Annotated in this window: 6 protein-coding genes; 2 read left to right on the top strand and 4 right to left on the bottom strand. The window is 68.7% G+C overall.

Translation table 11 applies throughout. From position 1 onward, the window contains the following. The 3 genes from AC16DP_RS07085 to AC16DP_RS07075 form a co-directional block, all read right to left on the bottom strand. Positions 1–217: hypothetical protein (locus AC16DP_RS07085; RefSeq protein WP_483956659.1), on the bottom strand; the 217-nt coding region annotated here is incomplete at its 3' end. Positions 218–243: 26 nt separating this feature from the next. Beyond that, entirely contained in the window at positions 244–2226 is a 1983-nt protein-coding gene (locus AC16DP_RS07080; RefSeq protein WP_329730217.1) for an Ig-like domain-containing protein, read from the bottom strand. Positions 2227–2448: 222 nt separating this feature from the next. Continuing rightward, positions 2449–3285: a hypothetical protein gene (locus tag AC16DP_RS07075; RefSeq protein ID WP_329730216.1), complete on the bottom strand. Its 837-nt coding sequence runs from the start codon at positions 3283–3285 to the stop codon at positions 2449–2451. A gap of 316 nt (positions 3286–3601) precedes the next feature. Between AC16DP_RS07075 and AC16DP_RS07070 the strand changes: the two genes are divergently transcribed. After that, a complete protein-coding gene (locus AC16DP_RS07070; protein WP_329730215.1) occupies positions 3602–8857 on the top strand; it encodes a GAF domain-containing sensor histidine kinase in 5256 nt (1751 codons plus the stop codon). A 395-nt stretch (positions 8858–9252) separates the two neighbouring features. Here AC16DP_RS07070 and AC16DP_RS07065 read toward each other — a convergent pair whose 3' ends face one another. Next, positions 9253–10053 carry a trypsin-like serine peptidase gene (locus AC16DP_RS07065; RefSeq protein WP_329730214.1) on the bottom strand — a complete coding sequence of 267 codons (801 nt, stop codon included), beginning with the start codon at positions 10051–10053 and terminating at the stop codon, positions 9253–9255. A gap of 459 nt (positions 10054–10512) precedes the next feature. On the opposite strand from AC16DP_RS07065, the gene AC16DP_RS07060 reads away from it, so the two are divergent. Then, positions 10513–10718: hypothetical protein (locus AC16DP_RS07060; protein ID WP_483956658.1), on the top strand; the 206-nt coding region annotated here is incomplete at its 3' end.

Below are 10718 nucleotides of genomic sequence, written 5' to 3'. Positions count from 1 at the left end.
GGCCACTGGTATTCTGCAGGTTGGTGACAATGCTGGGAGAGATGTCCGCGGCGCTCACCGTCAGGGTGACCCTGGCCACCTCCGACGTCGAGAGGGCCTGCGCCGACACGCCGATGTCGGCTGAGCCTTCCTGGGGTGCAGCAGGAGAGCAGGCCGCGAGCGGCGCGAGCAGCAACAGGCTGAGCGCCAGAAACAGGAATGGGTGTAGTCGATTCAAGGGGTTCTCCACGGAGAGCGAGCGGATCACGGAGAACCCGGCAGGTTGACGGTGAAGGTCTGCGTCGCCTGCGCCCCGCCCGCGTCCTTGATCACCGCGGTGATGGTGAAGGGGCCGCCGCTGGCTGGCGCGGTCCAGAGCATCTCGCTCTGGGACGCGGACGTGGTCGCGGTGCCCAGCGTGCCGCCGCTGGCGCTCCAGGTGAAGAACAGGGCGGTGCCCTCCGGGTCGTGCGCCACCACGAGCACATCCAACGTCCCGCCCGCCGCCACGATGTCGGCCGACTGGAAGGTCTGGTCGATGACGGGGGCCGCGTTGGGAACCTCGGGCAGGCCGATGGTGATGGTGAGCGAGCCCGTGGTGCTTCCGCCGCGGCCATCCCTGGGTGCCACGGACACGGTGCACGTACCACCCGGCGGCTGAGTGGCCGGAGCCGTCCAGGTGGGGTTCTTGGCGGTGGTGCTGCTGAAGCTGCCGCCGCAGCCGCCGTCATTCCAGGTGTACGCCAGGGTGTCGCCATCCGGGTCCACCGCCGTCACGTCGAGCACCGTGCTCTCGCCGGGCCTCACCTGGCCCTTGGTGACGGACACCTGGCTCACCACGGGCCAGGTGTTGAAGGACGTCGTCACCGAGGCCTTGCTCCTGCCGGCCAACACGTTGATGACCAGGGAGAAGCCGGCTTGGCCGCCCTTGCCGTCCGTCACGCTGACATTGACGGTGTAGGGGCCCTCGGTGGTGGGCGCGGTCCAGGTGGAGCTCGATTTCGTGGCGTTGGCCAGGGTGCCCGCCGTGGCCGTCCAGGCGTAGCCCAGCGTGTCACCGTCAACGTCCGTCGCCGTCACCGAGAGCGTGGTGGACTGGCCCGGCTCGACCTGGGAGGCGGAGGCCACCAGCGCGCTGATGCGCGGGGCGTTGTTGCTGAAGGGGTTGGGGGCTGTCTTCTGCTGCAGCAGGATGAAGACCGCCGCCGTCGAGCCCTGGGTGATGGTGACCCCGGTGACCTGCCCCTCGTACAGCAGGACATTGGAGGAGTCGTAGGCCTGGGCCTTGAAGGTGCGGTCGGAGCCCACGGGAATCCCTCCCAGGGTTCCGCCCCACTGCCCGGAAGTCTTGAACAGGTTGCGAGAGATGTCCGGCGAAATTCCGGAGCCGCTCACCGTCACGGTGACCCGGCTGATGTCATTGGCCGACAAGGCCTGGGCGGAAATTCCCAGGCTCGCCTCGCCCACGACCGGTTCCTTTTCCCCTCCGCAGGCCATGGCCAGGGTGAGCGCCAACACGGAGACAACCAGGCTCAGCGAACGGAGGGAAACCCTCCTCGACATTTGCGGCATCAAATTTCTCCAGACAGGGTTGGACGAGTCCCAGGGACTCGTTACGGGGAGCAATGGAGGTGCTCCACGTGGCTGCTGGAGTGGGAGAGCCGGCGAGGGGGATTTTGATGCAGAAAAAAATCCGCTGGCTCGCACTGTTCGCTTGGCGTATAGGCGGGAGAGAGGCCATGTGGAGGGTGAGGGCTGGAGCGAAGGGGTGGAGGAGGGCCGCGGACGGGGGTCGCCGGAGCAGTGAGCCAAGCGGGAGGAGAAGCCGCGCAGCCCCATGGGGTACACGCCGGCCCAGGCGGCCCTCCCATGAGGTGCGCGGCAGGGGCCTGGCTCTCTTGGCCCTGGCGGCTTGAGCCTCAACACCAGCTGCGCGTGGTTGAGCAGGATGTCCTTGATGCCGTCCCGGATGGCTTCGGAGCTCAACGCCTGCTTGCTCATCAGCGTGTGCGCGTCGCGGGCCTCGATGATGGCGTTCGTGATCTCCTGCCGAAGATCGGGCGAGCTCGCGAACTGCTCCTTGGTGTTGTTCGCGGCATGCTGGGCCAGCGTCGTGGACTCCAGCAGCTTCCCCAGCAGGACGTTGTTCACGTAGACGAGCTTGTCCTGCTCCGACAGCTCGCCCTCGAACAGCGTGTTCACCTTCTCGATGATCTCGTGGAGCCGGGCGCGCTCCTTCTCCTGCACGCTGCCTCCTCCCGTCTCATGGACTCACCCCGGCCACAGCCCCTCATCGGCCGTGTCCTCCCGGCACGCATGGAACATGATGGCTCCATCACCGAGCCTGCTCCATGTCCGCTCATCCTCGTCGATGTTCATCAACCAGCCTGCTCCGGACCCGCGCATCTTCGGCGATGCCCATCAACCAGCCGGTCCAAATCTCCATCAACAAGCGTGCGCGGCAACAGCTCACAGGGGAAGGCTGGCGCCGATGGACAGACCGGCGTAGGGCAGGATCACCCTGGACTCGCCGAAGGTGCCGGGGTTGGTGAGGGCGCTCGCGCCAAGGAACAAACGCATGTGGAACAGCTGGACCTGGAATCCTCCGCCCAGCTCCAGGTTGGCCCAGTACGCCGTGTTGATGGGAGCCGGCTCCCGGTCCGCACAGCCCAGGACGCACACGTAGATGCTGTCCCTGGAGAAGGCGCCGCCCGAGAGCCCCACGCCCGTATCGATGAACAGCAGGCTGCCCTGGGCCCGCGCTCGCACCATGCCGGCGAACTGCGGCCCCGACACGCCAGCGCCCAGGCCGGCCGCGACGGAGAAGATCCGGCCCGCGAGCTCGAACTCGCCTCCCGCCAGTCCATAGGGGGTCGCGAGACCGACCAGTCCCTTGACGCGGAGCTGGAACCGGGCCGGTGTGGCGCCGGGCGTCGGCGGGCCTGGAGGGGCGGCGCTGGGGGGCTCCGGATCAGCGCGCGGCGCGTCCGCTGCCGCATGGCAGGGAATGGCGGCGAGGGAGGTGGCGAGCACTACCGCGAGTACGAGCCTGCGGGCCAACGTGAATCCGTCTGCATCCATGGGGCGACTCCGGTACACCGGGGCACGCCAAGATAACAGATCTCTCTCTGAGACGAGCTTGCCCGCCACCTTCCCGGACTCGACCTTCGCGTGCGCCGCGCGGAGGTTGGCTGCGTTGAGGAGGAGGTTCTCGTGCCAGCACGCCGCGGCGTCGAAGAGGTTGTGCGAGGTGACGGCGCCCCAGGCCCCCTGGTCGATGACGAGGTTCTTGCGGTGGTCCTCCACGTTGTGCAGCGACTGCCAGATGAGCGGCTGGTGATAGCTGTGGTTCAGGTACCACCGCGAGTAGATCTCCCTGGAATCTTCGCCTCGGGCTTCACGGGCGAGCGCGGTGGCTTCTCTTTCAGGACCGAGCCGGATGGGGCCGCGCCGACGAGCGCAAGGCGCTGGAGGAGAAGGCGGCGAAGTACGGTCTGCGCTACTGATTCCCTGCCTGCCCTCCTGACGGAGCGTCCGCTGGGCTCAACCCCTCCAGCGCCCGCCCATCGGGAGGCAGGTGCCTATTGTTCTGGGAGGGCGGTCTCACGCCCTCTCTCATCCCATGTCCGAAACGATCGCTGGCTATCAGCTCGAGCGCAGAATCCATGAGAGTGAGCGGTCTCTCGTCTACCGGACACGGAGCAGACCCGATGCCCCGCGGGTCGTCCTGAAAATCCTCAAGCGCCAGTACCCCTCTCCCGAGGAGATGGTGCGCTACCGGCGCGAGTACGGGATCATCCGCTCCGTCCAGGGCAAGCACCTCATCCGCGCGGAGGGCCTGGAGCATTACAAGGACACCTGTGTCCTGCTGCTCGAGGACTTCGGGGGCGAGCCCCTGTCCCATTGGCTCTCTCGCGGACCGCTGGACCTGGGCCAGTTCCTTCGCCTGGCCATCCACCTCGCCCAGGGCCTGGAGGAACTGCACGCGGCCAATGTCATCCACAAGGATCTCAATCCCTCGAACATCCTCTGGAACCCGGAGACGGACGAGCTGAAGCTCATTGGCTTCGGCATCGCCACCCGGCTTCCCCAGGAGCCCCAGACGTTCCGCAACCCGGCCCTGCTGGAGGGGACGCTGGCCTACCTCTCTCCCGAGCAGACGGGGCGGATGAACCGGGACATCGACTACCGGACGGACTTCTACTCGCTCGGCGTCACCTTCTACGAGATGCTGGTGGGACGGCGGCCCTTCATGACGGAGGATCCGCTCGCGCTCCTGCACTGCCACCTGGCACGGACTCCCCCGGACCTGGCGGAGCAGGGGATTCCTCCCATCCTCGCCCGGCTCGTCGGCAAGCTGCTGGCCAAGAACCCCGAGGATCGTTACCAGTCCGCGCACGGGTTGCGTCTGGATCTGCTCCGCTGTCTGGAAGCGCTCGAGCGGGGGGAGTCCCTCCAGCACGTCTCCTTCCCCCTGGGGCGAAGCGACATGCTCGAGCGCTTCCTGCTCCCCCAGCGGCTGTATGGCAGGCAGTGCGAATCCGCGCGGCTGGAACGGGCCTTCGCCGAGGCCACCCACGAGCCCGGCCCCGACGAGCCGCCCCCCCATCCCCTGCTGCTGCTCATCTCCGGCTACTCGGGCGTTGGCAAGACCACGCTCATCCAGGAGGTCTACAAGCCCTTGACGGCGAAGCGGGGCATCTTCGTGGCCGGCAAGTTCGAACAGTTCCGGCGGCACACGCCCTACTCCGCCCTGCGTCAGGCGCTCGGCGCCTGGTGCCGTCACGTGCTGGCAGACAGCGAGCAGGCGCTGGCCGCTTGGAGGCAACGCATCCTCGAGGCCGCCGGACACAGCGGCCAGCTCCTCATCGAGCTCGTTCCGGAGCTGGCGCTCGTGCTCGGTCCGCAGCCTCCCCTTCCCGAACTGGGGCCCCGGGAGGCCGAGAATCGCTTCCACCTCGTCGTCCAAGGCTTCATCCGGACCATCGGGGGCCGGGAGAGTCCGCTCGTCATCTTCCTGGACGATCTCCAGTGGGCGGATGTCTCGTCCCTGCGGCTGCTGGCCTCCCTGCTCCTGACGGCCGAGCTGCCCCAGGTCCTCTTCATCGGCGCCTACCGTGACAATGAGGTCGACGCGAGCCACCCCCTGCTCACGCTGCTCACCGAGCTGAAGGAGGGGGGCGCGCGCGTCGACTCCATCCACCTGGAGGACCTCGGGCCCGAGGCGGTGCGCGAGCTGCTCGCGGATGCGTTCCACTCCACGCCGGAGCGGGTCGCCCCCGCCGCCGGCATCCTCTACCAGAAGACGCATGGCAATGCCTTCCACACCCTCGAGCTGCTCAAGCTGATGCACCACGAGCAGGTCATCACCTACGTGTACGAGCGGGGCGAGTGGCAGGTGGACCCGCGGCGGCTGCGAGCCCTGCCCCTGAGCGACAACGTGGTGGAGCTGCTGACGCGCAAGCTGACGGAGCTGCCGGCCGGCACGCGGGCCTCCCTCGAGATGGCGGCGTGTCTCGGCAACCGCTTCGAGCTGCGGCTGCTCTCCCTCTGTTGTGAGAAGCGCGGCCAGGAGATGTTCGAGACCCTCCGTCCCGCGGTGCTCCAGGGCCTCGTCGTCCCCCTGGATGGCCACTCCACCCGGTTCGCCATGTTCGATGCGGACGCCTCCACTCCCGCCGAGTGCTGGTTCCGGTTCCAGCACGACCGGGTGCAGCAGGCGTGCGACTCGCTCCTCCAGCAGGACGACCGGGCCCGCCTGCACCTGAAGATTGGCAGGCTGCTGCACACGAAGCTCCCTCCCGAGCAGCACGAGGCGCAGCTCACCACCCTCACCGACCATTTCAACTTCGGGCGCCGGCTGCTGCGCGACGACCCGCGGGCGCTCGCCGAGCTCAGCCACCTCAACCTCCAGGCCGCGCGGCAGGCGAAGAGCTCCATGGCGTATGCCCAGGCCCTGGGGTACGCATCCGCCGGTATCGAGCTGCTGCCAGAGGACGCCTGGCGGACGGACTACACCCATACCTTCGCGCTGTACCGGATGCGGCACGAGTGCCAATACCTCTCCGGCGACTACGCGGGAGCCGATGAGACCGCCGGGCTGCTGCTCGCCCATGCGCGCTCGCCCATGGATGCGGCCGACGTCTACGGCACGGCCGCCATCCAGGCCTCCATCCGGGGCAGGTATGACGAGGCCATCTCCCTGGGACGCAAGGCCTCGAAGCTGCTCGGCTTCGAGCTACCGGCGGACGAGCAGCTCGATGCCTGTGTGGAGCAGGAGTTCGCCTGCCTGATGGCCCGGCTCGACACCCACACCGTGAAGGCGCTGATGGAGTCCCCCCCTCTTCAGGACCGGGAGATGACGAGCCTCACCCGCCTGCTGGCCAGCATCGTCGGCGCATCGTACTTCTGGAACCTGAAGCTCTGGGCCTTCCTCACCCTGCGCAGCGTTCGCATCGGTCTGGAGCGGGGCTACTTCAACGAGCTGCCCTTCTCGTTGGGCAACACCGGCACCCTCTGCGTCACCCGCGGGCAGTACGCACGCGCCTGGCTGCTGGCCAGGGCCGGGGTGGAGCTCGGAGAGAGCCGGCGCAGCACCGTGCGCTGCCGCGCCTTCAACTGCCTGGCCCTGTGTGTCAGCCCCTGGGCCGCCCCCCTGCGGGAGGCGGTGGAGCCGGCCCGGCGCGGCCACCTCCACGGCATCGAGGATGGGGACCTGGAGTACTCCTGCTACTGCCTCTTCGGCCTGCTCAATGCCCTGCTCTCCCAGGGCACGCCCCTGCCGGGCCTGCGCGCCGAGGCCGATCGCGCCATCGCCTTCGCGGCCAGGCAGAAGAACGTCATGGCCGTGCCCTGCTTCTCCGTCCTGCGGCAGTTCGCCCTGGACCTGGAGGGAAGGACGCTTGCACCCGCCACCTTCGACGACGGCTCCTTCCAGGAGGCGCGCTTCCTCCGGGAGGCCGCGGGCCTGGACATGGCCCACTGCTACTTCCACGTCTACAAGCTGCAGTCCTTCTACCTCTGGGGCCGGTACGAGGAGGCGCTGCGGATGAGCGAGGAGGCCTGCCGCACGCTGGACCAGGTGGCCCCCTTCGTCCAGGCGGCGGAGCACAACTTCTACACCTCCCTCACCCTGACCGCGCTCTGGCCCCGGGCAAGCCCCGCGGCCCGCGAGCGCGCCCGGCTGCGGCTTCGCTCCAACCAGGAGCAGATGCGCCGCTGGGCGGACAGCTGCCCGGAGAACTTCCTGCACAAGCTCCAACTGGTGGAGGCGGAGCTCACCCGGCTCGAGGGGCGCGATCTGGAGGCCCTGCGCCTCTACCAGCGCTCCATCCAGTCCGCCCGGCGGCAGGGCTTCATCCAGGACGAGGCCTGCGCCCACGAGCTCGCCGCGAGCTGCTGCTTCGAGCTGGAGCTGGCCGAGCACGGCGAGATGCACATCGCCAAGGCGCACCACCTCTACCGGCTGTGGGGCGCGGAGCGCAAGGCGCAGGAGCTCGAGCGGCACTACCCCCACGTGCTGCTCACCCGGGCGCCCCCCTCCCCTCCGAGCCCTCCGCCTCCGGGGACGCTGGGGACGGGAGCCACCTCGCTCACCGTCTTCGATGCGATGAGCATCCTGCGCGCCACCCAGGCCATCGGGGGCGAGCTCGTCCTGGAGCGGCTGCTGGAGACGATGCTGCGGGTGGTGTTCGAGAACGCCGGTGCGCAGCGGGGGGCGCTGCTGCTGGTGAAGGAGGGCCAGCCGGTGGTGGCCACGGAGGGCTCCGCGGCCCAGGTGCAGGTACACGGGGGCGGCGGCGTGCCGCTCTCTGGCTGGACCGGGGGCTCGCACGCGGTGGTGCACTATGTCCACCGCACCCGCGAGCGGCTCGTGTTGGGTGATGCGCCGGGCGACCCGCGCTTCAGTGGCGAGCCCTACCTGCGTCAGGCGCGGCCGCGCTCGGTGCTCTGCATGCCCATCACCCACCAGGGCCGCCTCGTCGCGCTGCTCTACCTGGAGAACCCCCTGGCCACCCATGCCTTCACCCAGGAGCGCACCGAGCTGCTGGAGTTGCTCGCCCGCCAGATGGCCGTCTCGCTGGAGAACGCCCTGCTGCATGCCCGCGAGCGGGAGCAGCGGGCCCAGGCCGAGCGCGCCGTGCGGCTGCGGGACGAGTTCCTCATCGTCGCCTCGCACGAGCTGAACACCCCCGTCACGTCGCTGAATCTGAACATCCAGAACCTCAAGCGGATGGCGAGCCGCGCGGCCCTGCCCGAGCGCATCCAGGGCCTGCTCGCCAAGGCCGAGCAGCAGCAGCGGCGCATCTCCACGCTGGTGTCGGAGCTGCTCGACGTGTCGGAGCTCGAGGCGGGCAGCCTCCCCCTCCACCTGGAGCAGGTGGACCTGGCGGCGCTCACGCGCGAGCTCCTGGAGCGCCTCGCCCCCGACTTCCAGCGCGCGCAGTGCACCCTCCTCCTCGATGCGCCACGGGAGGTGGTGGGGTGGTGGGATCGCCGCTACCTCGAGCGCGCCCTCCACGGGCTGCTGGCCAACGCGCTCAAGTTCGGCCGCGGAGAGCCCATCGAGGTGAACCTGTGCAAGCGGCAAGCCCACGTGTCCCTTTCCGTGAAGGACCATGGCATCGGTATCGCCGCCGAGGATCAGGGCTACATCTTCGAGAAGTTCGGCCGGGCGGTGTCGGCCAGCCACTATGGGGGTCTCGGCCTCGGCCTCTACCTGTGCCGGCTCTTCATCGATGCGCACGGGGGGCGTCTCCGCGTGGACAGTCAACCGCTGCAGGGGGCCACCTTCACGGTCGAGCTGCCCCTGGACTCGAGAGCCCCGGGGGCGAGCGCCATCCCGGGAGCGGAGGAGGCCCGGGTGTCCGGTGCATGATGGGGCCTCGTCCCGAGGGGCCGCTCGGCGAGGCCGGACGGCGTGCGCATGCTGGGGGGCCACATGAGGTGCGCGGCAGGGGCCTGGCTCTCTTGGCCCTGGCGGCTTGAGCCTCAACACCACGCGGACTGAGGCGGCTGTCGCGCCGGGGCCAGCCTCGCACCTGCCGTGGGCAACCCCAGGTGCTCCACAATCGTTCTCACCCCTCCTGCTCCCTTCACGTACGCCTCGTGCGCACGGGGGGCTGTCCGTGTGCAAACGCTTCCGCCGCCGGGCGGAGGAGCGCAAGCCTTGCAGCCAACGGACGGTTGTCTGGAAGGGTGGGGGGAAGGAACTCCCGCGCCCATCCAGGGGCGCGGGAGGCGGACTTCAGATCGCTGCGGGAAGGCCTGGGACTACAGGCCGATCTCGGCGAGGCGGGCCTTGAGGGCCGTGGCCTCGGTGCCGACGTTGTAGGCAGTGGGGCTGTAGTTGTCGCCGCCGCCCCCGCGGTGCAGGCCGATCACCAGGTGCGCGTTGGCGGCCCCGGTGCCCGCGAGCACCGGCGCGCCGGACGAGCCACCCAGCGTGTCCGCGTTGTAGGTCAGAGTGACGGCGCCATGGTTGGTGTTGAGCACGGTGCCCAGCGAGTACTTCTTCGTCGGCACGCAGCTCGAGTCGACGGTGGTTTCGCAGTTCTGGTGGATGATGTACACGGAGGAGCTGTTGGCCGCGTTGCTGCTGGCCACTGTCAGCTTCCCGTACACCTGGCCGGGGTAGTAGCCGTTGAGCGGCTTGCAGGCGAGGACGGACATGTCCTCGTTCGTCCAGGTGCGCACGAGGGTGGGGCAGTCGTACCAGATGCGGCTGGTGGAGGCGACGCCCTCCTCGTAGTTGAAGGACGCCCTGGCGCCCGCCGCCTCCGCGCTGCTGCCGATGCAGTGGTTGTTGGTGACGATCTTGTCGTTGGCGATGAGCCACGCGGTGCAGCGGGCGCCCTTGGCCGGGATGGACAGGTAGCCCACCGCCTTGGAGCGGGCCCGCTGGGTGCTGGTGGGGCTCAGCTCGGTGACGTTGTACCAGTTCAACGAGCCGACGATCACCTCGCCCTCGGTGGAGCCCACGGGCTCCGCGTTCGGAGCGTCCTCGGGAAGCTCGCCCACACCACAACCCGTCAGACCTGCTACCAGGAACGCACGGACAATCTTCAGGCTCATAAAAGGGGGGTTTCTCCATCGTGCGGCGAAATGCCGCTGAGTGGCTCCTTCAGCACGTGTCGTGCCATCCCCGCGGGTGGCCGTCTTCCCTCGGGCGGGCTCCCTCCGCGTCTGGCCGGAGTGGAGCATCCGTGCACCTGTTGCTGGATGGCAGATGTAAACAGGGTGGACAGGTTCCGGTAAAACCCGAGTTTGTTCGGAGACTTGAGGAAGTTCTACAGGTGTCCTGGAAAAAAACAACGGGATTTATGGGTTTTGTACTGAAAACGGACAATCCCCGTCGCCAGTCCGGGGGCGGGGAGAGCCGGGGCGCGCCCGGCCCAACGCGGCATGAGCAGTCCGGAGGGGTGGGGCGAAGGAGCTCCCGCGCCCATCCAGGGGCGCGGGAGGCGGACTTCAGATCGCTGCGGGAAGGCCTGGGACTACAGGCCGATCTCGGCGAGGCGGGCCTTGAGGGCCGTGGCCTCGACGCCGATGTTGAAGGAGGTGGTGCTGATCGATGAGACGAACGTGTACAGGCAGGCGCCACGGCTCGGCGTGAAGATCGAGCGCCGCGCCACGCCCACCGGGGACACCGTGCCCCTGGGCCGCGTCCACGGCGCCATGTCCCACGGCTACCACCGCTCGCTCTTCTCCACCACGGTGGCCACGGCGCTCCGTGACAG

The sequence above is a fragment of the Archangium sp. genome (assembly GCF_057119385.1).
The sequence above is the reverse complement of the archived record's forward strand: the minus strand, read 5'-3'. Positions and strand labels throughout refer to the sequence as shown.